The sequence below is a fragment of the Streptomyces sp. RerS4 genome, assembly GCF_023515955.1.
In the GTDB taxonomy this organism is placed as follows: Bacteria; Actinomycetota; Actinomycetes; order Streptomycetales; family Streptomycetaceae; genus Streptomyces.
In genome coordinates this window covers 5,541,534-5,564,925 of sequence record NZ_CP097322.1, presented here as the reverse complement: position 1 = coordinate 5,564,925, position 23,392 = coordinate 5,541,534, and the positions used below count along the sequence as shown (strand labels likewise).

Annotated in this window: 21 protein-coding genes; 6 read left to right on the top strand and 15 right to left on the bottom strand. The window is 73.7% G+C overall.

Annotation, left to right across the window (positions count from 1 at the left end):
• Positions 1-3 precede the first annotated feature (3 nt).
• Positions 4-2,190 (top strand): methylmalonyl-CoA mutase, encoded by a 2,187-nt coding sequence (gene scpA / locus M4D82_RS25730; RefSeq protein ID WP_249768296.1) that lies wholly within the window; start codon positions 4-6, stop codon positions 2,188-2,190.
• Positions 2,191-2,199: 9 nt separating this feature from the next.
• The gene (meaB, locus tag M4D82_RS25725) at positions 2,200-3,183 is read left to right on the top strand and encodes a methylmalonyl Co-A mutase-associated GTPase MeaB (protein ID WP_249768295.1); all 984 of its coding nucleotides are present in this window, start codon (positions 2,200-2,202) and stop codon (positions 3,181-3,183) included.
• An 89-nt stretch (positions 3,184-3,272) separates the two neighbouring features.
• Here the strand turns inward: meaB and M4D82_RS25720 are convergent, their stop codons facing one another.
• Positions 3,273-4,274: an asparaginase gene (locus tag M4D82_RS25720; protein ID WP_249768294.1), complete on the bottom strand. Its 1,002-nt coding sequence runs from the start codon at positions 4,272-4,274 to the stop codon at positions 3,273-3,275.
• A gap of 146 nt (positions 4,275-4,420) precedes the next feature.
• Between M4D82_RS25720 and M4D82_RS25715 the strand changes: the two genes are divergently transcribed.
• The 3 genes from M4D82_RS25715 (at position 4,421) to M4D82_RS25705 (ending at position 6,961) form a co-directional block, all read left to right on the top strand.
• Positions 4,421-4,870, top strand: coding sequence for an Lrp/AsnC family transcriptional regulator (locus tag M4D82_RS25715; protein ID WP_249768293.1), 450 nt, complete (start codon positions 4,421-4,423; stop codon positions 4,868-4,870).
• Positions 4,871-5,013: 143 nt separating this feature from the next.
• Positions 5,014-5,880 carry an AfsR/SARP family transcriptional regulator gene (locus tag M4D82_RS25710; protein ID WP_249768292.1) on the top strand — a complete coding sequence of 289 codons (867 nt, stop codon included), beginning with the start codon at positions 5,014-5,016 and terminating at the stop codon, positions 5,878-5,880.
• A gap of 67 nt (positions 5,881-5,947) precedes the next feature.
• Positions 5,948-6,961, top strand: coding sequence for an NB-ARC domain-containing protein (locus M4D82_RS25705; RefSeq protein WP_249768291.1), 1,014 nt, complete (start codon positions 5,948-5,950; stop codon positions 6,959-6,961).
• A gap of 73 nt (positions 6,962-7,034) precedes the next feature.
• On the opposite strand, the gene M4D82_RS25700 is transcribed toward M4D82_RS25705, so the two are convergent.
• Positions 7,035-7,592, bottom strand: coding sequence for a hypothetical protein (locus tag M4D82_RS25700; protein WP_249768290.1), 558 nt, complete (start codon positions 7,590-7,592; stop codon positions 7,035-7,037).
• 103 nt (positions 7,593-7,695) lie between these two features.
• Positions 7,696-8,472, bottom strand: coding sequence for a 4'-phosphopantetheinyl transferase family protein (locus M4D82_RS25695; protein ID WP_249768289.1), 777 nt, complete (start codon positions 8,470-8,472; stop codon positions 7,696-7,698).
• Between the two features lie 249 nt (positions 8,473-8,721).
• On the opposite strand from M4D82_RS25695, the gene M4D82_RS25690 reads away from it, so the two are divergent.
• Positions 8,722-9,729: a TauD/TfdA family dioxygenase gene (locus M4D82_RS25690; RefSeq protein WP_249768288.1), complete on the top strand. Its 1,008-nt coding sequence runs from the start codon at positions 8,722-8,724 to the stop codon at positions 9,727-9,729.
• Positions 9,730-9,801: 72 nt separating this feature from the next.
• Here the strand turns inward: M4D82_RS25690 and M4D82_RS25685 are convergent, their stop codons facing one another.
• From M4D82_RS25685 to M4D82_RS25630, 12 genes are all read right to left on the bottom strand, one after another.
• The gene (locus M4D82_RS25685) at positions 9,802-12,363 is read right to left on the bottom strand and encodes an FtsX-like permease family protein (protein ID WP_249768287.1); all 2,562 of its coding nucleotides are present in this window, start codon (positions 12,361-12,363) and stop codon (positions 9,802-9,804) included.
• Positions 12,363-13,142: an ABC transporter ATP-binding protein gene (locus M4D82_RS25680; RefSeq protein ID WP_249768286.1), complete on the bottom strand. Its 780-nt coding sequence runs from the start codon at positions 13,140-13,142 to the stop codon at positions 12,363-12,365. The genes M4D82_RS25685 and M4D82_RS25680 overlap by 1 nt, the downstream gene beginning before the upstream one ends.
• A gap of 197 nt (positions 13,143-13,339) precedes the next feature.
• Positions 13,340-14,071, bottom strand: coding sequence for a ferric reductase-like transmembrane domain-containing protein (locus M4D82_RS25675; RefSeq protein ID WP_249768285.1), 732 nt, complete (start codon positions 14,069-14,071; stop codon positions 13,340-13,342).
• Positions 14,072-14,191: 120 nt separating this feature from the next.
• On the bottom strand, positions 14,192-15,013 hold the full coding sequence (locus M4D82_RS25670; protein WP_249768284.1) for a 4'-phosphopantetheinyl transferase family protein: 822 nt from the start codon (positions 15,011-15,013) through the stop codon (positions 14,192-14,194).
• Between the two features lie 43 nt (positions 15,014-15,056).
• Positions 15,057-16,454, bottom strand: coding sequence for an alkaline phosphatase family protein (locus M4D82_RS25665; RefSeq protein WP_283844508.1), 1,398 nt, complete (start codon positions 16,452-16,454; stop codon positions 15,057-15,059).
• On the bottom strand, positions 16,451-17,686 hold the full coding sequence (gene eboE, locus M4D82_RS25660) for a metabolite traffic protein EboE (protein WP_249768283.1): 1,236 nt from the start codon (positions 17,684-17,686) through the stop codon (positions 16,451-16,453). Before eboE ends, M4D82_RS25665 begins: the two co-directional genes overlap by 4 nt.
• A gap of 21 nt (positions 17,687-17,707) precedes the next feature.
• Entirely contained in the window at positions 17,708-18,565 is an 858-nt protein-coding gene (locus tag M4D82_RS25655; protein WP_249768282.1) for a TatD family hydrolase, read from the bottom strand.
• Between the two features lie 31 nt (positions 18,566-18,596).
• Positions 18,597-19,316, bottom strand: coding sequence for an EboA domain-containing protein (locus tag M4D82_RS25650; RefSeq protein ID WP_249768281.1), 720 nt, complete (start codon positions 19,314-19,316; stop codon positions 18,597-18,599).
• On the bottom strand, positions 19,313-20,290 hold the full coding sequence (locus tag M4D82_RS25645; RefSeq protein WP_249768280.1) for a sugar phosphate isomerase/epimerase family protein: 978 nt from the start codon (positions 20,288-20,290) through the stop codon (positions 19,313-19,315). The genes M4D82_RS25650 and M4D82_RS25645 overlap by 4 nt, the downstream gene beginning before the upstream one ends.
• The gene (locus M4D82_RS25640; protein ID WP_349637091.1) at positions 20,287-21,255 is read right to left on the bottom strand and encodes an SCO3242 family prenyltransferase; all 969 of its coding nucleotides are present in this window, start codon (positions 21,253-21,255) and stop codon (positions 20,287-20,289) included. The genes M4D82_RS25645 and M4D82_RS25640 overlap by 4 nt, the downstream gene beginning before the upstream one ends.
• Entirely contained in the window at positions 21,252-22,457 is a 1,206-nt protein-coding gene (locus M4D82_RS25635; protein WP_249768279.1) for an inositol-3-phosphate synthase, read from the bottom strand. The genes M4D82_RS25640 and M4D82_RS25635 overlap by 4 nt, the downstream gene beginning before the upstream one ends.
• A 70-nt stretch (positions 22,458-22,527) precedes the next feature.
• Positions 22,528-23,316, bottom strand: coding sequence for a Tat pathway signal sequence domain protein (locus M4D82_RS25630; RefSeq protein WP_249768278.1), 789 nt, complete (start codon positions 23,314-23,316; stop codon positions 22,528-22,530).
• Between the last annotated feature and the right edge of the window lie 76 nt (positions 23,317-23,392).

Genomic DNA, 23,392 nt, shown 5'->3' with positions numbered 1-23,392 from the left:
AGTGTGAGCATCCCCGATTTCTCCGCACTCGCCCTCGGTGACGGCGGATCCGCCGGGACCACCGAGGACCGCTGGCGGGCGGCGGTGAAGGAGTCCACGGGCTCCGCCACCGGCGACCTGCTGTGGGAGACCCCCGAGGGCATCGGCGTCAAGCCGCTGTACACCGGGCGGGACCTGGAGGGCCTGGACTTCCTGGCGACCTACCCGGGCGTGGCCCCGTACCTGCGCGGCCCGTACCCGACGATGTACGTCAACCAGCCCTGGACGATCCGTCAGTACGCCGGTTTCTCCACGGCCGAGGAGTCCAACGCGTTCTACCGGCGCAACCTCGCGGCCGGTCAGAAGGGCCTGTCGATCGCCTTCGACCTGCCCACGCACCGCGGCTACGACAGCGATCACCCGCGCGTGACGGGCGACGTCGGCATGGCGGGCGTGGCGATCGACTCGATCTACGACATGCGCCAGCTCTTCGACGGCATCCCGCTGGACAAGATGACGGTGTCGATGACGATGAACGGCGCGGTGCTGCCGGTCCTCGCCCTCTACATCGTGGCGGCGGAGGAGCAGGGCGTCTCCCCCGACAAGCTCGCCGGGACCATCCAGAACGACATCCTCAAGGAGTTCATGGTCCGCAACACCTACATCTATCCGCCGAAGCCGTCGATGCGGATCATCTCGGACATCTTCGCGTTCACCTCGCAGAAGATGCCGCGGTACAACTCCATCTCGATCTCCGGCTACCACATCCAGGAGGCCGGGGCCACGGCCGACCTGGAGCTGGCGTACACCCTCGCCGACGGCGTCGAGTACCTGCGGGCCGGTCAGGCCGTGGGGCTGGACGTGGACGCCTTCGCGCCGCGCCTGTCGTTCTTCTGGGCGATCGGCATGAACTTCTTCATGGAGGTCGCGAAGCTGCGCGCGGCCCGCCTGCTGTGGGCGAAGCTGGTGAAGCAGTTCGATCCGAAGAACGCCAAGTCGCTGTCGCTGCGCACCCATTCGCAGACCTCCGGCTGGTCGCTGACCGCGCAGGACGTCTTCAACAACGTGACGCGCACCTGCATCGAGGCGATGGCCGCGACCCAGGGCCACACGCAGTCGCTGCACACGAACGCCCTCGACGAGGCGCTCGCGCTGCCGACGGACTTCTCGGCGCGCATCGCCCGCAACACGCAGCTGCTGCTCCAGCAGGAGTCGGGGACCTGCCGGTCGATCGACCCGTGGGGCGGCAGCGCGTACGTCGAGAAGCTGACGTACGACCTGGCGCGGCGGGCCTGGCAGCACATCGAGGAGGTCGAGGCGGCCGGCGGCATGGCGCAGGCCATCGACGCGGGCATCCCGAAGCTCCGGGTGGAGGAGGCCGCCGCCCGTACGCAGGCGCGGATCGACTCGGGCCGGCAGCCGGTGATCGGCGTGAACAAGTACCGGGTGGCGAGCGACGAGCAGATCGACGTGCTGAAGGTCGACAACTCCTCGGTGCGCGCCCAGCAGATCGCCAAGCTCCGGCGGCTGCGCGAGGAGCGCGACGAGGCGCTCACCCAGGACACCCTGCGGGCGCTGACGAACGCGGCCGAGCGCGGCGACGGCAACCTCCTCGCCCTGGCGGTGGACGCGGCGCGCGCCAAGGCCACGGTGGGTGAGATCTCCGACGCACTGGAAAAGGTGTACGGGCGGCACGCGAGCCAGATCCGTACGATCTCCGGTGTGTACCGCTCCGAGGCAGGCGAGGCTCCGAACGTGGAACGCACCCGTGCGCTCGTCGACCGGTTCGAGGAGGCGGAGGGACGGCGTCCGCGCATCCTGGTCGCCAAGATGGGCCAGGACGGCCACGACCGGGGGCAGAAGGTCATCGCGACGGCCTTCGCCGACCTGGGCTTCGACGTGGACGTCGGCCCGCTGTTCCAGACCCCGGCGGAGGTGGCCCGTCAGGCCGTCGAGGCGGACGTCCACGTGGTGGGCGTGTCGTCGCTGGCGGCCGGCCACCTGACCCTCGTACCGGCGCTGCGCGAGCGGTTGGCGGAGGAGGGGCGCGAGGACATCATGATCGTGGTCGGCGGGGTGATCCCGCCGGCGGACGTGCCGACGCTGCTGGAGATGGGCGCGACGGCGGTGTTCCCGCCGGGCACGGTCATCCCGGACGCGGCCCACGACCTGGTGACGCGGCTCGCCGCGGATCTGGGCCACGAGCTGTAGGCGGCGCCGGTGCCGAAGATCGACATCGAGGCGTACGCGAAGGGGGTGCTCGACGGGAAGCGCGCGGTGATCGCCCGCGCCATCACCCTCGTCGAGTCCACCCTGCCCGCACACCGGGCCCTGGCCCAGGAGTTGCTGACGGCGCTGCTGCCCCACGCGGGGCGGGCCCGACGCATCGGCGTCAGCGGGGTGCCCGGGGTGGGCAAGTCCACCTTCATCGACGCGTTCGGCACGATGCTGACGGGGCTGGGTCATCGGGTCGCGGTGCTCGCCGTCGATCCCTCGTCCACCCGTACGGGCGGCTCCATCCTCGGCGACAAGACGCGGATGGAGCGGCTCGCCGTGGATCCGGCGGCGTTCGTGCGGCCCTCGCCCTCGGCGGGGACGCTGGGCGGGGTCGCGAAGGCGACGCGCGAGTCGATGATCGTCATGGAGGCGGCCGGCTACGACGTGGTGCTCGTCGAGACGGTCGGCGTCGGCCAGTCGGAGACGACGGTGGCGGGGATGGTCGACTCCTTCCTGCTGCTGTCCCTGGCCCGTACCGGCGACCAGCTCCAGGGCATCAAGAAGGGCGTGCTGGAGCTGGCCGACGTGCTGGCGGTGAACAAGGCCGACGGCCCGCACGAACGCGACGCGAAGGCCGCCGCCCGGGAGTTGTCCGGCGCGCTGCGGTTGATGCACCCGTCCGACGCGGCGTGGACCCCGCCGGTCCTCACGTGCAGCGCGCGCGAGTCGGCGGGGCTGGACGAGGTCTGGAACCGTCTCGAACAGCACCGCCGACTGCTGGAGGCGGGCGGCCGGCTGGCGGCCAAGCGGGCGGCGCAGCAGGTGGAGTGGACGTGGTCGATGGTCCGTGACGCGCTGCTGGACCGGCTGCACGCGGATCCGGCCGTACGGGGCCTCGCGCCGGCCCTGGAGGCCGAGGTGCGGGCCGGGACCCTGACGGCCACTTCGGCGGCGGACCGCATTCTGGCCGCGTTCGGCCGGGACTGAACGGCACGCCCCGCCACGCGGACGCCCGCCCACCCGTGCCGATCACGGGTGGGCGGGGGTCGCCGTGTCGAGGACCGCTACGCGTCTGCCTACGCGTCGACGAGAACCGAGTCGGCCGCGTCCAGGGCACGGCGCAGGAGGCGGGCCTGCTCGGCGGGCTCGTCGGTGGCGAGCAGGGCGGAGAGGACGGCGATGCGCGCCTGGGCCGCCCGCAGGGTTCCGGTGGCGACGGCTCCGGCGGCGATGAGGTCGACGGCGCCGCCGTGCGTGTAGATCTCGGTGACGGGGCCGGCCGCGACCCGGGTGGTCAGCGCGACGAGCACCCCGCGGGCGATGGCGGCCCGGACGGCCTCCACGATCTCCGGGGTGGCGTTGCCGGCGCCGGTGCCGACCAGGACGATGCCCCGGGCGCCCGCCTCGACGGCGGCGTTCAGCAGGAGCGCGTCCCCGTCGCTGTGGTGCATGACCATGTCGACGCGCGGCGGGAGCTGCGGCATGGCGGGCAGGGCGAGGGGGGCCGGTCGCTGCGGCTCGCGCAGGACGGTGACCTTGCCGAAGCCGACCTTGCCGAGCAGCTCCTTCGAGGGGTCCGCGAACGCGTCCAGGGCCACGGCCTGGGTCTTCACGGTGCCCCGCGCCGCGTGCACCCGGCCGGCGAAGGCGATCAGGACGCCCAGGCCGCGCGTGGTGGCGGCGGTGAGCAGGGCGTCGTAGAGGTTGCCGGGGCCGTCGCCGTCGGCGGAGCCCATCGGCAGCTGCGAGCCGGTGAACACGACGCTGCGCGGGTCGTGGTGGTGGAGGTCGACCAGGAAGGCCGACTCCTCCAGGGTGTCGGTGCCGTGCGTGACGACGATGCCGTCGACGGTGGGGTCGGCGAGGACCTCGTGGACCGTGCGCAGCAGGGTCAGCTGGTGGGCGGTGGTCAGTCGCGGGCTGTTCACGCTGAACAGGTCGACGACCTCGACGCTGACGCCCTCGGGCAGCGGCGCGGTGGCCATCACCTCGCGGCCGTCGGCCTCGGCGGCGAAGCCGGAGCCCATCCACCGGCTGGCTATCGTCCCACCGGTGCTGATGACGACGATGCGTCCCATGGCCACCCTTCCCTCACGGGGTCTGGGGTCCCAATTTCGAGACCTCGCACAAACTTCCTATGGGTCGCAATGATAGTGAGATCTACGCGCAATGCGATTGCGCCTTGGAGCACGCCTCCCCCATGAACGTGCCTGATAATTGCGTCATGGACGCCATTGACCGTGAAATCTTGCGCGAGCTCCAGCGCGACGGACGCCTCAGCAACCAGGAACTCGCCCAGCGGGTGGGCCTGACCCCCTCCCCCTGCATGCGCCGGGTGCGCCAGCTCGAACAGGACGGGGTGATCCAGGGCTACCGCGCGGTGATCGACCCCGAGGCGGTGGACCGCGGCTTCGAGGTGCTGGTCTCGGTGGAGGTCCGCCGGGACCGGGAGGCCGTCGAGGCCTTCGAGGCGGCGCTCCAGGACATCCCCGACGTCGTCGAGGCCTACCGGCTCTTCGGCAGCCCGGGGTGCCTGCTGCGCATCGCCGTCGCGGACCTGCGCGCGTACGAACGGCTGTGGATCGAGCGGCTGACGGCGCTCTCGGGGGTCACCGAGGTGAACTCGCAGATCATCATGAAGCGCGTCAAGGAGCCCAGGGGACTGCCCGTCTGACACCGCGCGCCGGCCGCGACCCGCGCCGACCTGCCCCTATCGCGGCCCGCCCGGCACCGCCTGCCGAGCGATAACCCGCCAATAAGGCCCCCGATTAGCTTCTGGAATCCAGAACGGATGCTCACACCAGAAGGGGGTGCCGCATGGACTTCCGGCTGCTCGGGCCGATCGAGGCCAAACGGGGAGGCGGCGATACGATCCCGCTCTCCGGTTCCAAGGTCCATACGGTGCTGGCCGCACTGCTGCTGTCCGAAGGACGCGTGGTCTCCGATGCCCGGCTCAGCGCACTGCTGTGGGGGTGGGACCCGCCGGCCACGGCCGGCGCGCAGATCTACACGTACATGTCGCGGCTGCGCAAGCACCTCGGCTCGGAGGTCGAGATCGTCCGACGGCAGCCCGGCTACGTGCTGCGGGCGCCCGGGGCGTGGATCGACCTGATCGAGTTCGACCGGCTCGACCGGCTGGGCCGCGAGGCCCTCGCCGAGCGACGCTTCGAGGAGGCCGGGACTCTGCTGCGCGACGCGTTGGACCTGTGGCGCGGTACCGCGCTCGCCAACGCGACCGAGCAGATGATCGAGGCCGAACTGCCCCGGCTGGAGGAGGCGCGCATGATCGCGCTGGAGAGCCGGATCGAGGCCGACCTCGCGGTGGGCCGCCACGAGCAGGTCACGGCCGAGCTCACGGGGCTCGTCTCCGAGCACCCCGTACGCGAACGCCTGCGCGCCCAGCTCATGACGGCCCTGTACCGCTGCGGCCGGCAGGCCGACGCGCTGCACACCTACTACGAGGGGCGCGCGGTCCTCGCCGACCAGCTCGGCGTGGACCCGGGCGAGGCGCTCGGCTCCACCTACCAGGCGGTGCTGGGCGGCGGCCTCGGCTGGGACACCGACGCGAGCGCCGAGGCGACGGCCCCGGGCGCCTTCGCCCCGAAGCCGACGGCGGCGACGGCCGGCGCGACCACCCCGCCGCCACCGCCGCCATCCCCGCGCAGAGGCCGCGGACGCCGCTGACGCAGCGGGCGGCGCACCGGCGGGCGCGGCCCCGCAGCGGCCGGACGCGGGCCGACCGGCTCCGGCGATGCTGCCGGCCCCGTACGGGGAGTTCACCGGGCGCCGCGAGGAGTTGGCCGCGCTGTGCGGGCGGCTCACCCGCGAGGACGGCCGCCCGCGCCGGCTGCTGATCACCGGTATGGCCGGGGTCGGCAAGACGGCCCTGGCGGTGCGCGCGGCGCAGGAGTGCGCGGCGCACTTCCCCGACGGGCAGCTGTTCGTGGAGCTGTGCCACCCGGACGGCGCCCCGAAGGAGCCGGCCGAGGTGCTGGTGCGGTTGCTGCGCGCCCTCGGCGAGCCACCGGCCGCCGCCGTCTCGGGCGACTTGGAGGAGCTGGTCCGGCTGTATCGGACGCGGACCTCGGGCGCCCGGCTGCTGCTGGTGCTGGACGGGGCGGTGGGCGATCGTCAGGTGGCTCCGCTGCTGCCGGGCGGCCCCGCCTCGGCGGTGCTGATCACCGGTCAGGCCCGGCTGGCCCGGGTCGCGGGCGCGGACACCACCGCGTTGGCCCCGGTCGACGACGAGGAGGCGTTGGAGCTGCTGGCCTCCCTGGTCGGCCACGACCGCCTGGAGGCGGACCCGGACGGGGCCGACGACCTGGTGGCGTACTGCGCCGGCCTGCCGCTGGCCCTGCACATCGCCGGGGCCCGGCTCGCCGCGCGGCCGCACTGGCCGGTGGCGCGCCTCGCGGCCCGCCTCGCCGATCCCGACGCCCGGCTGGGCGAGTTGGCGTACGGCGACGTGAGCGTGCGGGAGTCCCTGGTGCACGCGGTGCGCCGGCTGCACGCGGCGGAACTGACGGCGCTGACGGGACTGGCCGACGGGGACGCGGAGCCCTTCTGCGCCCAGTACGCGGCGCTGGTGCTGGGCACCGCGGAGGAGGAGGCGGAGTCGTCGTTGGACGAACTGGTGGACCACGCCCTGCTGGAACTGTCCGGGCTCGACGCCCAGGGCAGGCCCCTGTACCGGTGGAACGACCTGGTACGGCTTCTGGCGGGATCCCTGACGACCCGTGACGCCTTCCCCTCCGCGATGCGATGAGCGACGAGGCGCCGCGCGCCGGGCTCGGCGGCGGTCTCCACGCCGGGCTCGGCGGCGGACTACGGAACGGGTTTCACCACGAGCTGTGGGAACGCTGCCACGCCGTGGTGCCCGCCGGCCGCAGCGCCGGCTCGATGGTCTCCCGCACGATCGTCCACACGTCGCCGACGATCCGCTCGCGCGGCGGTCTCGGCGAGCGGGACAGCGCGTCGGCGGCGATCGCCCAGGCCGCCGCGACGGCGGCGGTGGCCCGCACCTGGGCGGAGGGCTTCGCGGCCTTCGACCGGGCCCGGCCCACGTCGATGCGGAACGCCAACTCCGCGGCCTGGGCGAGTTGGACCTCGCGGACGAGGCGCCCGACGGGGAGCGCGAAGACGGCCGGCGAGAGCGGGTGCTCGTAGACCTGACGGACCCAGGTGGAGAAGCGCAGCCGCTCCCGCTCCTCCCAGCCGCCGCGCGCGGCCGGGCCCGGGTCGTCCCGCTCCACGGCCTCGGCGATCGCCTCGAAGTACGCGGTCAGGTCCTCGGGGGTCAGCCCCAACAACTGCTCGGGGGCTTCGGTGGGGGAGGCGGCCTGGAAGGCGTTCTCCGCGATCAGCTGTTCCACGGGGAAGAAGGACTCGATGGTCATGGTGCTGTGGCCTTTCGCCGATGCGGTACCGGAAGGTGGACGGGGCGGAGCGGAACGTGCGGACGGAGCGGAACGTGCGGACAAAGCGGGGAGCGCGGGCGGGTCAGGGGTGTGCGTGGTGGTGGACGGGGCCGTGCGCGGCGGGTCCCGCCGGCCGGGCCAGGGCCACCGCGACGTCCTCGAAGAGCCGGAGGTCCTCGACGGTCCAGGCCGTGGTGCGGCCGCGGTGGGTGTGGGTGATCCGTACGGGACCGCCGCGGGCCGGATGCGTTTCCAGCAGGCCGAGTTCGACCCCGGACAGCCCGAGGCCGGTGGCCTTGACCACGGCTTCCTTGCGGGTCCAGATGCGGTGGAACGCCGCGTCCCGTTCGGGCCCGGGGGCCAGTTCCCGCAGGTGGTCCCGCTCGGCGGGGGTGAGGTCCGGGTCGCTCGTGGCGCCCGTGCGCACCGGACGCAGGGCTTCGGCGTCGACTCCGATCGAGGCGCCCGCGCCGATGGCGAAGACGCCGCAGCCGGCCGTACGGCTCAGGCTCAGCGCGAGCCGGGCGGGCGGGACGACGAGCTTCGGCGGGCCGTGGCTGCCGTCTCCGCAGCCGGGGCAGTCGCGCCGACCCAGGGCGATCTCCCGGGGGTCGAGGCCGAACAGTCCGGCCAGGGCCCGGCGGGCGGCGGCGCGGGAGCGGACGAAGGCGGCGGCGTCCCGTTCGGCCGGCAGGGACAGCGCCCGCCGGAACTCCTCGGTGTCCAGCAGCGGCAGATCGTCCGGATCGGTGCGTTCCGGTGTGCGCCACGACCAGACGTGGGCCTCGCCCCGGGCGCCGAGCGCGTCGGCCGCGGCCATCGCCGCGCCGTGGGCGGGGCCCTCTTCGCGTAATGCCATGGAAAGTCCTCCCTTCTTCTCCCCCGTCGGATGGTGCGGGTCGTGCGGCGGTCCGCCGGAATTCGCGAGGATTTTCACCGCGTGACCGTGGACAAAGCCGCCCCATCACCATGAGGCGGGCGACTATCTCTCGCCTATACGCAGGTCCGGGGCCGACCGCGGAAGAATGCGCGAGAAGACCATAGGAATCGAATAGGACAGGTCCGGAAACTGACTCGGGTCATCGCTCATCGACCCGAGGATTTCTTCATGCCGCGGACCCAGGAACACACCCTTACCCTTACCGCGACCGGTTCGACTCCGGACGCCCTGACCCTCACCGACGAAGAGCGCGAGGCGATGATCGCCGTCGCCCGCGAGGTCCTGGCCTCCACGCCGGCCCTGATCGACGATCCGGCCTGGCTGGACGTGGTCCGCGACGCGTCGGCGACGCTGCCCCGCTCGGTGCTCACGGCGCTCCGCCGGTTCCGGCACGACGCCGGCCCGGACGGGGTGCTGCTGCTGCGCAACATGCCGGTGGTGGCCACCGACCCGCTGCCCGAGACCCCGACCGTTCCCGGTTCGGTGGAGCGGGCGCCGGCCGTGGCGTCCGCGCTCGTCACCGCGGCGATGCTCCAGCTCGGCGAGGTCATCGCCTATCGCAGCGAGAAGACCGGCGCCCTGGTGCAGAACGTCGTCCCGGTTCCGGGCAGTGAGAGTTCGCAGAGCAATGCCGGTTCCGTTCTGCTGGAACTCCACGTCGAGAACGCGTTCCACGACAACAAGCCCGACTATGTCGGTCTGCTGTGTGTGCGCGAGGACCCGACGGGTGATGCGAAGCTCTGCACGTCCTCCATTCGGCGGGCCCTTCCGCTGCTTTCCGAGCACACCGTTTCGGTATTGGCCGCGCCGCGTTTCCTCACCGAGCCGCCGCCGTCGTTCGGCGACCTGAATTCGGTGACTCCCGCGCACCCGGTGCTCGTCGGCGACCCGGAGGATCCCAACATCCTGGTGGACTTCGCGGCGACGCATCCGCTGGACGACGAGGCCAAGGTGGCCATGGGCGAGTTGCGCGAGGCGCTCATGCGGACGATGTCGGCGCTGGCACTGCGGGTCGGTGACCTCGCGGTGGTCGACAACCGGCTCGCGGTGCACGGCCGGACCTCCTTCACCCCTCGATACGACGGCCAGGACCGCTGGCTCCACCGGGTGTACGCGCACCTGGACCACCGGCGCAGCCGGGTGGACCGCAAGGGCGGTGGCGCGGTGCTGAACTGACCGGCCGCGCACCAGGCGACAACGGCCGGAGGGCCGGCCCCCGAGGGGGCCGGCCCTCCGGCCGTTGTGGTGTTACTGGCGGGAGCCGATGACGTCCGCGGGGCGGCCGGCCAGGGCCAGGCGGCCCGGAACCAGCGTGGCCAGGGCCGTCAGGAGCGCCGCGAAGCCGAGGACACCGAGGTACATCCAGCCGTCGATGGACGGGGAGGCGGAGCCGGTCATCCCGACGCTGAAGGCCGTGAGGACCGCGAAGGCGACGCCCGTGCCCAAGGCCGCGGAGATGATGACCACCAGGGCCGCCTCGATCCGCAGCATCCGCATGACCTGGCGCCGGGTGGTGCCGACGAGCTGGAGCAGCGCGAACTCGCGGGTGCGGTCGGAGACCGACATGGCCAGCGTGTTGACCACCGCGATCGCCGTGAAGGCGATGATCAGGCCCATCGCGACGTAGTTCACCTCGGCGTTGGACTGCTGGACCTCCGCCTGGAGGTCGTCCACCTGGTCGCGGTCGAGGACGCCGACGCCGGGGAGGGCGCCGATCGCCTTCTGCAACTCGGCCCGGCCGGGCTTGCCGGCGTCGGCCGTCTTGACGAGCAGGGAGGAGGCGAGCGGGTTGTCGACGTGCTTCGAGACCAGCGCGTGGGACATCGTCAGGTCGCCGAAGCCGAGGCCGCGTTCGTAGACGGCGGCGACGTTCAGCTCGGTCTCGGTGCCGTCGCCGAGGGTCAGCTTCAGCTTGTCCCCCGGCTTCTTGCCCAGGTTGTCGGCGGCCACGTCGCTCAGCGCGACGCTCTGCGCGTCGAAGCCGTCCAGGCTGCCGCCGGTGACGCCCGGGTCCCAGGTGAGGGTCAGGCCCTCGGTGGAGACGCCCTGCGCCGGGTACTTCTCCAGGCCGACGCGCACGGAGGTGCGTACGACCTCGGTCACCGCCGACACGCCGGGGACCTTGCGGAGGTTTTCGGCGGCCTGCGCGGGCACGCCGGGGCCGGCCGCGCCGACGACCCAGTCGGCCTTGTTGCCGGCCTTGGCCTGGGCGGTGGCCGCCGCGCCCATGGTGGTCTGGACGAAGAACACCGTGCAGGCCATGCCGATCAGCAGGGCGAGCGGGGTGACGGCGGCGGCGACCCGCTTGGTGTTGGCGCGGGCGTTGGCCGTGGCCAGGTAGCCGCCGACGCGGGAGGCCCGCAGCGGGATCCCGAGGACGGCGACCGCGATCCGGGCGATCAGCGGGCCCAGCAGCGAGATCGCGGCCGACAGGACGACGACCGACAGGAAGGTGACCGGCGTGGACGCCGGCTCGCTGCGCAGCGCGGAGAGGACCGCGAGGAGGACGACCCCGCCGGCGAGGAACGCGACACCGGTGCCGATGCGGCCCCAGGCGAAGTTCCGCTGCTCCATGGCCGCCTCGGACAGGGCTTCGGCGGGACGGATGCGGGCGGTGCGGCGGGCCGAGATCCGGGCGGCGGCCCAGGCGCCCAGGAGCGCCGCGCCGATGGCCGCGAAGAACGGGAAGACGCTGAAGGTGACTTCGAGGGTGTCGGGGATCGCCTTGAAGCCGACGAACTTGCCGTGCAGCCAGTAGGCGATCGGCAGACCAGTGATCGAGCCGAGCACACCGGCGAAGAAACCGACGATCAGCGCCTCGCGGCCGATGAGCTGGCGGACCTGCTTGGGGGTCGCCGCGATGGCGCGCAGCAGGGCCAGTTCGCGGTAGCGCTGCTGGATGGAGAGGGCGAACGTGCCGACGACCACCAGGATCGCGACGAGCAGGGAGGTGCCGCCGATGGCGCCGCCCATGGAGACCAGCTTGATGCGGGCCTTGGCCGCGTCGAGGAACTCGACCGGGCCGCGCTCGCCGCCGGTGACCACCTGGGCGGAGGTCCCGTCGAGGGCCTTGGAGACCTGGGCCGCGAGTTCGCCGGCGGAGACGCCGTCCTTGGCGAGGACGCCGACGACGGCGACCTGTCCGGCGCGGCCCGAGAGCCGCTCGGCCTCGGCGTCCGAGAAGAACAGCGAGGTCTGCTGCTTGAGGTCGCCGCGGGACGGGGCGGCGATGCCGGTCACCTGGTAGGTGCGGGGGGCGCCGGTCGCCTGGACGGTCAACTGGTCGCCGGGCTTGATGCCGGCCCGTCGGGCCAGTTCGCGGTCGACGACGACCTCGTTCGCGCCGACCGGGGCGGCGCCGTCGGCCAGGGTGAAGGGGGTCAGGGCCGCGGAGGTCCAGGAGTGCCCGTAGGACGGCTTGCCGTCGACGCCGGGGACGATCTGGCCCTTGGGGGTGACCGCGTACGCCGGGAAGGTGATCTCCGGCAGCGCCGCCCGCACGCCCGGCAGGGAGCCGATCGCGGTGACGGTGTCGGCCGGGAGCCAGACGCGCTCGCCGAGCGGCTTCTCCTTCTCCTTCGTCTTGGTCTTGTCGCCCTTCTTCTTGACGGTGACCTGGTGGACGTTCTGGTCACCGCCGACGATCACGGGGGCGCCGGCGTACCGCTCGGTGCCGATGGTGCCCCGCAGACCGGTCTCCAGGAGGATGCCGCAGGCCGTGACGAGCGCGGCCGCGCAGAAGAGGGCGAGGAACGCCCCGATGAAGCCGCCCTTGCGCGCGCGCAGGGTCTGCAATGCGTAGCGCAGCATCAGGCCCACGCTCCCAGGTGGGTCATGCGGTCGGCGACGCGGTCGGCGGTGGGCGCCTGCATGCGGTCGGCGATCCGACCGTCGGCGAGGAAGAGGACGGTGTCGGCGTAGGAGGCGGCGACCGGGTCGTGGGTGACCATGACCACGGTCTGGCCGGTCTCGTCGACGCAGGAACGCAGCAGGGAGAGGATCTCCTTGGCGGTCACGGTGTCGAGGGCGCCGGTGGGCTCGTCACCGAAGATGACGTCGGGGCGGGTGATCAGCGCGCGGGCGATCGCGACGCGCTGCTGCTGGCCACCGGAGAGTTCGGCGGGCCGGTGCGTGGCACGGCCGCCGAGGCCCACGCGCGTGAGGATCTCCTCCAGCCAGGCGGAGTCGAGGCGTTCGCCGGCCAGGCGCAGCGGCAGCTCGACGTTCTGTCGTACCGACAGCGCCGGGATGAGGTTGAAGGCCTGGAAGACGAAGCCGATGCGCTCGCGGCGCAGCTTGGTCAGCTGCGTCTCGTTCATTGCCCCCAGCTCGGTGTCGCCGATGAAGGCCTTGCCGCTGGACGGCTTGTCGAGGCCGGCCGCGCAGTGCAGGAAGGTGGACTTGCCGGAACCGGAGGGTCCCATGACGGCCGTGAACGAGCCGCGCTCGATGCCCACCGAGACTCCGTCGAGCGCGCGCACGCCCCTGCCGGTCTTTCCGTACTCCTTCACGACGCCGTCCAGGCGCAGCGCGAATCCGGGAGATCCGGCGGCGCTGCGCCCGCGGAGGGTGTTCGTCTCGGTCCTCATGCGCGACCAGTCCTTCCAATGCCTTTTGAGGGGGGAACGTCAGCAGCCCCATCCGCAACGGGTGGCGGATGCAACGCCACCGATCCTGGATCGCGGATCTATATTGCCTCTACCGGGAAGGCCCGGAGGTACGCGTTTCGGCCGGGGGCGGGGTGCCTCCGGCCGAATACCGTCTACGCGGGGGTGGTTCGGAGCCCTCAGCGGCCACGGCGCCCCCGGGTCCAGCGGTGGGCGAGGGCCGCGGCGGTGGCCGCGACGCAGAGGCCGTAGGAGACGGTGACCCACAGGGCGGGGGTGCGGCCGGCGCCGAGTCCGTGGACGAGAGCGGCGAGCCAGGCGACGTAGGCGAGGCCGTGGAGGATGCGGAAGGGGCGGATCCAGCGGCGGGTGGCGAAGACGCCGCGCCACAGCCCGGTGACGAGCGCGAGGACGAACAGCTGCGCGGCGAGGGTGCCGAGGTCGACCAGGAGGTCGCCTGTGCCGAGGAGGGCGTCGGTCGCGGCGATCCGCTCGCCCGCGACCTTGACGCCGATGTGGACGAGCAGGAAGCCGACGCCGACCAGGCCGGCCGCCCGGTGCAGGAGCTGGGCCGACTGCCGCAGGCCGGGGGCGAGCACGTCACGGAAGACGGTGGCGAGGCCCAGCATCACGGAGAGGGACAGCGCGACCAGCGCGAAGACCCCGGCCATCCGGTCCAGGAACTCCTGGACGGCGCCGCCGACGAGGGCGCCCGCGGACAGCAGCAGGGCGACGAGGAGCAGCCCGGCGCTCACGGCGCGCACCCCGGGGGCGGGGGTGTGCGGCGGGCCCTGCCGGACGGGGGCGGGGACGGCCCGGTCCGGGGCGGTGGCGGAGGGGGCGATGGCGGAGGGGGCGGTGGCGGAGGGGGCGGTGGCCGGGTCGGCGGTGGAGGTGGCGGGCTGGGCCATCGGGAACTCCGTGAGGGGTCGGTTCGCCGTGCGGGAAGGGGGCCGGCCCGACCCGGGCCCCACGGGGAGGAGGTCCGGGCCGGGCGGATCGTGAACCGGAGGTCCGGTTGCTCGGGACGGCTAGGCGGGACGGTGGCGCACGATCGGGCCGAGCGGGGAGCCGTCGATCGGCCGGGCCAGGGAGGCCGACCAGTTCCCGTCGAGGTCGAGGTCGTCGACCTGCCAGCTGCTGACCTCGCCCCGGTAGCCGTGGTCCACCACGAGCGGTCCGGGGGTGCCGGGCCGCACGTCAAGGGCGTTGAGGTCGATGCCGAGCAGGCCCAGCCCGACGCCCTTGAGGACCGCCTCCTTACGGGTCCACACGCGGTGGAACGCAGCGGTCCGCTCGGGGCCCGCCGGCAGCGACAGGATGTAGGCGTGCTCGGCCGGCGCGAGCACCACACTGGCCAACGAGCCGGACTCGACGGGGCGCAGCGCCTCGACGTCGACGCCGATCCAGTCACCCGCGTGCAGGGCGAGCACCCCGCAACCGCTGGTACGGGTCAGGCTCAGCGCGAGCCCTACGGCGGGGCTCGCCACGGCCGGCGGGCCGTGCTCCAGGTCGCCGCAGCCGGGGCAGACGCGCCGGCCGAGGGCGACCGTACGGGCGTCCACGCCCAGCATCTCCCCGATGGCGCGGCGGGCGCCGGCCCGGGTGCGGGTGAACGCGGCGGCGTCCCGTTCGTGGCGGTAGCGGCGGGCGCGGACCTGCTCGACCTCGTCGAGCAGGTCGAAGTCGGCCTGGTCCACGTGGTCTTCGAACGGCCACCACCAGACGTGTGCCTCACCCGTGGCCTTCAGTCGCGCGGCCTCCCGGGCGGCCGATTCGGGCACGGGCAGCGCACCGGTGTGGTTCGTGTGATCGATGGGGCCGCGGGCGGCGGCCAGGGTCTGGCTGGTCATCGGATCCTCCTCTCCCCTTCGTGTCGGTCAGGTTTCGTGTCGGTCAGGTCAGTCCGCCGAGGCGCAGGAGCAGGTCCTTGACCTCGGTGGCGTGGTAGCGGGCCCGCTCCTGGGTCGGGTCCGAGCAGAGCAGCATCGGCCCGTCCCGGTCGTCCTCGGGCAGGCGCCCGTGGCTGCCGCGCACGCAGCTCGGGTCGAGCGGCACCACCTGGAGCGGTGCGCGCAGCCCCGCCTTCTTCTTCATCACCGCGAGGACGGCCTTCGCCTTGGCCGCCGGGTCGGCGGGGTCGAAGAACAGCTCGGCCGGGTCGTAGCCGGGCTTGCGGTGGATCTCGACGCCCCGCGCGAAGTCGGGGGCGCGTGCGTCGTCGAGCCAGTAGTAGTAGGTGAACCAGGCGTCCGGCTCCGCCACGGCGACCAGTTCGCCCGCGTTCGGGTGGTCGATGCCGTAGTCGGCCTGCCGGCTGCGGTCCCAGACCTCGTCGACCCCGTCCAGGGACTTCAGGACGTCCCGGACGCGCGGGATGTCGATCGGGTCGGCCACGTAGACGTGGGCGGCCTGGTGGTCGGCGACGGCGAAGGCCCGGGAGGTGTACGGGTCGAGGTACTCCATGCCGCGCTGGCTGTACACCGACAGCAGGCCCTCGCGGCGCAGCGCGCGGTTGATGTCCACGGGTCGGCTGACCGGGGAGATGCCGTACTCGCTGAGGGCGACGACGGTGGTGCCGCGGGCGCGCAGGTCGTCCAGGAGGGGTCCGAGGGCGGCGTCCGCCTCGCGGGCGGCGCGGACGGCCTCGGGGCTGTCGGGGCCGAACCGCTGGAGGTCGTAGTCGAGGTGGGGGACGTAGATGAAGGACAGGTCGGGGTCGCGGGTGTCCGCGACGTGCCGGGCGGCGCCGGCGATCCACCGGGTGGAGGTCAGCGAGGCCGTCGGCCCCCAGTAGTTGAACAGCGGGAACTCACCTTGCGCGGCGGTGAGTTCGTCGCGCAGGCCGGCCGGGACGGTGTAGCAGTCCGGGGCCTTGCGGCCGTCGTAGTGGTAGACGGGCCGGGGAGTCAGGACGGTGTCGACGTCGGCGCCCATCGCCCACCACCAGCACAGGTAGGCGGTGGTGTGGTCCGGGTCCCGGCGCCGGGCGGCGTGCCAGACCTTCTCGCCGCCGACCAGGGCGTTGTGCTGGCGCCACATCATGACTTCGCCGTGGTCGCGGAAGTACCAGCCGTTGCCGACCGCGCCGTGCTCGCGCGGCAGGGTGCCGGTGGTGAGCGTGGCCTGCACGGTGGCGGTGACGGCGGGGAAGACGGTGTCGAGCGGGGCGGCGAAGCCCTGTTCGCCGATGGCCCGCAGGTTCGGCATGTGGGGCAGCAGGCGCGGGGTGAGGCCGACGGTGCACAGGACGGCCGTCTTCCGCCGGGCGGCGGGTCGATCGGAGGTGGTCACGAGCCGGGCTCCTTCCGCGCGGCGGGGGCGGTGTGGGGCGGACCGGTGGTGTGGGTCCGACCGGTGGTGTGGGTCAGGCCGAGCGCGGACAGCTCCCGCGCCGTCCAGCGGAGTTCGGCGGCGATGCCGCGCGCCAGACCGGCCTCGCCGACCGGTCGCTCGTCCTCGGGCAGCACCGACCAGGTGTACGTCTCGACCTCGACGTGGTCGGTGACGGCGTGGGACCCGCCGAACAGCGTCCGCAGGGCGTCGCGCAGCACCGGCGAGGTGGAGGCGAGCGGCGGAGCCGGCTCCTCGTGCAGCGGTACGTGGTAGTGGATCCGCCAGGGCGCCTCGCCGGGCAGGGCGCCGGCGAGGGCCGGTCCCAGGTCGTCGGAGCCGAGCAGTTCGCCGCCGTCGGGCGCGGCCTCCCGCGTCTGGTGCAGGAAGCGCGGCTCGGCGAAGGCCGACAGCGCCTCCCGTACGCCGGGGTCGGTCGGGTCGGCGGCCTCCAGGGCGCTGGACGCCTGGAGCTTGACGATCTGGAGTCCGGCGGTGAGCAGCTGGGCGACGGCGGTCTCGGGCCGCTCGTGGGCGACCGCGAGGTGGCAGGTGTCGAGGCACAGGCCGATGCGGTCGTGGTCGACGTTCTTCAGCGCCTCGATCGCCTGCGCGGTGCTCTCGGCGACGCAGCCCGGCTCGGGTTCGACGGCGACCCGGATCACGCGGCCCGTCTCCGCCTCGACGCGGCGCAGGCCCACGGCCAGCGCGTCGAGCTGACGCATCGCGGCGGCGGCCTGGGTCCGCGACCAGGCGGTGCGCCAGGCCAGCGGCAGGGTCGAGACGGAGCCGCGTTCGGCGTCGTCGGGCAGCAGCCCCGCGAGGACCCGGGCCAGGTTCAGCGTGTAGTCCAGGCGCGCGGGCTCCGACCAGTCCGGGTAGTACACGGCCCGCTTGACGACGGGGGCGTGGAAGCCCTTGTACGGGAACCCGTTGAGGGTGACCGTCTCCAGGCCGCGGACGGTCAGCTCGCGCCGCAGTCGGGCGACGGCGTCCGGGTCGGCGGCGAGGGCGGACGCGGCGTCCACCGGCAGCCACAGGCCGAGGCCGATGACCTCGGCGCCGGTGGCCCGGCGGACCGGCTCGGCGTACGTGGAGAGTTGGGCGGTGATCCCGTCGAGGGTCTCGGCGGGGTGCACGTTGGTGCAGTAGGAGAGGTGGACGGCGGTGCCGTCGGGGTGGCGGAAGCGCATCAGGCGGTTCCTCTTTCCTGATCAGTTTCCGCCGCGGGCGATCGAGTTGCCGGCGTACAGCCCCGCGGCCTGTACATCTGTGTATCCGTCCAGTTCGAGCCGGCCGGACTGCGCGTAGAAGGTGACGGGGTTGCGCCACAGCACGCGGTCCACGTCGTCCTCGTCGAAGCCGGCGGCGAGCATGGCCTCGCCGGTGGCGCGGGTGAGCAGCGGGTCGCTGTGGCCCCAGTCGGCGGCGGAGTTGACGAGGATCCGCTCGGTGCCGTGTTCCTTGAGGATGGCGACCATCCGCTCGGGGGTCATCTTCGTGTCGGGGTAGATGGAGAAGCCCATCCAGCAGCCGGAGTCGTGGACCTCGCGGACGGTGACCTCGTTGAGGTGGTCGAGGACGACGAAGCCCGGGTCGATGCCCGAGGCGCGGACGACGGCCAGGGAGCGGCTGGTGCCGCCGGCCTTGTCCCGGTGCGGGGTGTGCACGAGGGCGGGCAGGCCGAACTCGACGGCGAGGTCGAGCTGGACGGCGAAGGCGTGCTCCTCGGCGTCGGTGACCGTGTCGTAGCCGATCTCGCCGACCGCGACGACGCCGTCCTTGGCGAGGTAGCGGGGCAGCTGGTCCAGGACGGGCGTGCAGCGCGGGTCGTTCGCCTCCTTCGGGTTGAGGCCGATGGTGCAGTGGTGGCGGATGCCGAACTGGGCGGCGCGGTAGGGCTCCCAGCCGAGGAGCGCGTCGAAGTAGTCGGTGAAGCTGGAGGGGGAGGTGCGCGGCTGGCCCAGCCAGAACGCGGGCTCGACCAGCGCGCGGACGCCGGCGGCGTGCATCGCTCGGTAGTCGTCCGTGGTGCGGGACGTCATGTGGATGTGCGGGTCGAAGATGCGCATGGTCGGGCTCCGGTCGGGGGTGGTGGTGACGTCAGTGGTCGAGGCCGGCTACGGCCCACAGGTCGGCCGGGACGGCGCGGTCGGCGGCCCGCCGTTCGGCCGCGAACCCGTGGGCCATGCGGGCCAGTTCGGCGTCCTTGCGCTCGTGCAGCGCGGCCACCTTCGCCAGCGGGATGCCGGTGAACAGGCATTTGAGGACGGCCTGGCGCCAGCGGTACTGGTCGAGGTGGGCGCCCGCGTAGGGGCCCAGGGCGGCGGCGATGAGCCGGTTGTCGTTGGTGCGTACGGCGTCGTCGGTCAGGTGCGTGGCGCGGTCGCCGATCGGCAGGAACGGCAGGGCGCGCAGGACGCCCCGACGCTCGGCGGCGTCGCCGTGCGCGTAGCGGTCGGCCGCCTCGCGGGCGAGGGCCTCGCCGGACCCGCCCGGCCGGCGGCTCAGGGCGAGCAGCAGGACGGTGCGTACGGCGTCCTCGACGGACCAGTCGGCCCAGCCGGGCAGGGGGCCGCGGCCGTACTCACGTCCGGCGGCGGGGAAGCGGCGGTCCAGGGCGGCGGGCCCGTCGGCGATCACGGCGGCGACGGCCTCGGTGAGCCGGACGCGGTGCTCCTGGTCGAGGACGGAGCGCAGGGACTCCTCCAGGGTGCGCAGGGTCAGCGCGTCGTGGACGGCGTGGTCGGACGCACCGGCGGGCGCCGGCGGGGCGGGGGTGGGCGGGGCGAGGGTGGGCGGGGCGAGGGTGGGCGCGGTCATGCCGGTACGGCCTCCTTCTTCGACGCGTGGCGCTCCGGGGACTCGGGGAGCGTGGGCAGCGGGGGGAATCCCGGTGGTGTCGGGGACGGTCGCGGCGTGGCCCGTCGGGAGCGGTGGTGCGCCTCGGCCGCGCGCAGGAAGGCGATGCTGTCGGCGGCGGTCCGCGCGCCGGCGTGGCTGTGCCGGGGCAGTTCGACGGAGACCAGGCCCCGGTAGCCGATGTCGGCGAGGGCGCCGAGGACCGGCGGGAAGTCGATCTCCCCCTCCCCGAAGGGCAGGTGCTCGTGCGTGCCCCGGCGCATGTCCTCGATCTGGACGTGGGCCAGCCGGTCGGCGGCCAGCTCCACGCACCGGGCGACGGGGTGCGGCTCCAGGCACTGGCAGTGCCCGAGGTCCAGGGTGAGCCGGAAGCGTTCGGGCCGGCCCAGGTCGGCCAGGAGTCGGCGGTAGCCGGCGAGGTCGGCGACGAGCATGCCCGGTTCGGGTTCGAAGGCCAGGTCGACGCCGGCGGCCTCGGCGTGGTCGACGGTTTCGGCGCAGCCGTCGACCAGCCGCTGCCAGGCCTCCTCGCGGGTGGTGCCCGTATCGGCCGTGCCGCTCCAGAAGTGGACGGCCTCGGCGCCGAGTTCGGCTCCGATGTCGACGGCCCGGCGCAGCAGGTCCAGGCGCAGTGCGCGACCCTCCGGCTCGGCCGACAGCAGCGTGGGCCGGTGCTTGCGGCGCGGGTCGAGGAGGTAGCGGGCACCCGTCTCCACGACGACGGCCAGGCCGGTGGCCTCCAGGGTGCGCCGGACCCCGTCGACGCGGGCGGCGAGCCCGGGGCCGTACGGGTCCAGGTGCTGGTGGTCCAGGGTCAGCGCGACGCCCGCGTAGCCGAGGTCGGCGAGCAGGCGCAGCGCGTCGCCCAGGCGGTGGTCGGCGAGGCCGTTGGTGCCGTAGGAGAAGCGGGGCGCCGGCGCGTCGGGGGTGCTCATGTGGAGGACACCTTCCGGGCGAGGCGGCGTACCAGCGGCAGGGCCGCGGCGAGCGGGACGGCGACGCGGGGGGCGCCGCCCCGCACGGCCAGGGCGGCCTGGAGCGGCAGCAGGGCGTGGATCCCGGCGCCGACGGCCTTGCGCACCTCGGGCGCGGCGGCGGGGCCGCGCAGCATCGCCACGAGCGCGGGCACGTGGCTGCCGGCGTACAGCGCGAGCGCGGCCGCCTGGGCCGGTCCGGTCGTACGGCGCACCGTGCCGGCCGCCGCCACGGCGGAGGCGGCCAGCGTCAGGGCCGCCTCGCGGGGCGGTGCGCCGTCGACCTCGTGCCGGCTGAGCCGGGTCAGGCCCAGGGTGTGCGCGGCCACGGCGGCGGCCGGTACGAGGGCGGGGCGGGCCGGGCCGGGCCCGGTGCCGTGGAGGACGTCCAGGGCGCGGGCGGCGGCCATCACGGCGGGGCCGAACGGGGTGTTCTTGGCGCCGAGGTCGTAGCTCCAGACGGCCGCGGCGAGCGGCAGGGTGCGGCGCAGGGCGGTGCGCGGGCCGCCGGCGAGGGTGGCGATGCCCAGGCGGCCGCGGTCAGCGCGGCGGCGGTGGCGAGGGCGGCCCGGGGCGGATGCGGCCCGAGGGCAGGGGCGTTCGGGTCGCTCCACCGCGTCGAGTTCGCGGTCGGCCCAGTCGTTGAGGGCCATGCCCGCCCAGTAGAGGCAGACGGAGGAGCCGGCGAGGCCGAGGGTACGGGCCCCCGCGCCGCGCCCGGCGGCCAGCGCCCCGGCGAGGACGTCGCCGGGGACGGTGATCGCGGCGGGCGCGCGGACCAGCTCGGCGTAGGCGCGCAGGGTGCGCCGGGCGTGGAAGGCCCGACCCGGGAAGGGCGGCAGGACCAGGGGTTCGGTGGCGGGGGCCGCAGGGGCCTCAGGGGTCGGCGCGGTGGCGGCCCGCACGGTGTCCACGGGGGTGCTCACGGTCGGGCCCCCGTCAGGGGATTGGCGCGGCCGGCCACCGGGGCGGGTTCGTGCGCCCAGGCCGTGAGGGCCTCGTGCTGGAGGGTCAGGTTGTGCTCGGTGGAGCCCGCCGGGTCCTTGAAGAAGAAGCCGAGGGCGGCCAGCGCGCCGCTCTCGCCGCGACGGGCGCCCAGCGCGGCGAGGCGTACCAGGTCGAGCACGAGCGGGGCGGCGAGCGCGGAGTCGCAGCCCTGCCAGGTGAACTGCATGGTCATCCGGACGCCGAGGAAGCCCTCGAAGGAGATGTGGTCCCAGGCGGTCTTCCACTCCCCCATCTCGGGGACGTTGTCGATGTGCGTCGTGCCCTGGACGGCATGGCCGACGGTCTCCTCCAGGCCGCGCTGCTTGGACTCGGTCTTGGAGCGGGCCGCCGCCGGGTCGGCGAGGGTCGCGCCGTCGCCGCCGCCGAGCAGGTTGGTGCCGGACCAGGACCGCAGGCGCAGGGCGCGCTGGGTGAACATGGGCGCGAGCGCGCTCTTGACGAGCGTCTCGCCGGTCTTGCCGTCGCGGCCGGCGTGCGGGACGCCGCGCAGGCGGGCCAGTTCCTCCAGGGCGGGCAGGGCGGCGCCCGCCGAGGGGGTGAAGTTGACGTAGGCGCAGCCGGCGGTGAAGGCGGCGTACGCGTACAGGGAGCTGACGGGCAGGGTGATCGAGCCCTCGGTGAGTGCGGCCTCCAGGGCGGCGAGGTGGAGGAACGCGGGGTCGGGCTCGGGCAGCGGCTCCGTGGAGGAGACGTTGACGACGACCACCTGTTCCAGGCCGTGCCGGTCGCGGAAGGCGGCCATGTCGGCGGCGAGGCGGGCCGCGGTCTCGGACTGCGTCTCGCCCGGACGGGCGGAGCCGTCGCGGATCTCCAGCTCGGCGGCGGCGAGCGGGGTGTCGAGGGCCTTGAGGACCGAGTGGGGCAGGACGCCCGCCTCGGCGAGTTGGCCGGCCCTCACCGACAGGGGGGTGTCGACGACGTCGTGTCCGCCGAACACCAGGTCGGCGAGGGCCGGCAGGGGCACGTCACGGAACGGGGGAGTTTCGGTGACGCACCCGACGGGGGAGGCGGCACCCGCGACGATGGCGGCCGCGCCGGCGACGGCGGCCGTCGCGACGGAGCCTCGCGCGCCGACCATCCAGACGCCGATTCGGGGGGAAGGTCCGGTCGTGTCTCGCATGGTGTGCCAATCCTCCTGAGTCGTGTGGAGCGTGGAGCGTGGAGCGTTGCTGCGTGGGGGGCCGGCCGGACTACTTGGCGAGGTCGGCCGGGTACGGCCAGACGTCGAAGGCCCGGTTGACGCGGTCGTTGGAGCGGACCAGCCACTTCGCGGTGACCTTGTTGACCACGTGGCGCGGCAGGTGCTTGTTGTCGTCCCGGTCCGTCACCGGCTTGGCGATCGACTGGATCTCCCAGGCGGCGCCGACGAGGCGGTTGATGTGCGCCCAGAAGGACCGGTCGATGTTCAGCAGCTGGAAGGACTGCAGGAACGGGTGCCAGCGGTGGTAGGCGTGGGTCGGGTTCGGCGGCGTGTAGTTCATCATGTGGACCTTGTTGCCGGCCGGGCGGCGCGGGTCGAACAGGGTGCCCTGGCCGAACTCCTGGAAGGAGAAGATCAGGCCCTTCGGGTCGTGGCGGTACCACTTGTCGTAGACGGCCTTCTGGGCCCGGGAGAGGACCTGGAAGTGCGCGCGGTTGGGCTCGATGAGCTCCATCCAGCTGCGCGGGTAGCGGCCGCCCTGGCGGGTGGCGACCCAGGCGTCGTAGGACTTGGTGAAGCCGCCGAAGGGCGCGGTGATGGCCCCGACCGCCGCCTTCATCTCGTCCGACGGGGTGTAGTAGGACATCTCGTCGTAGTCGTACCAGAACTCGTTCGCCCAGCGGTCGCCGACCATGCCCGGGACCTCGGGCAGCCGCGGGCGGCGGGGGCCGTGCGCGGCGGCCGGGCCGGCGCCGATCACGGTGACCGCGGCAGCGGCGCCCGCCGCGCCCAGGGCGGTCCGCAGGAGGGTCCTGCGGTCCATGGAGTTGAGCGGCATCGTCGTGCTCCTTCGGGATCTGTTGCGGTGTGCGGACGGATCGTCGGTCGTGCGATGTCTGTACTCTCCCAGGCCC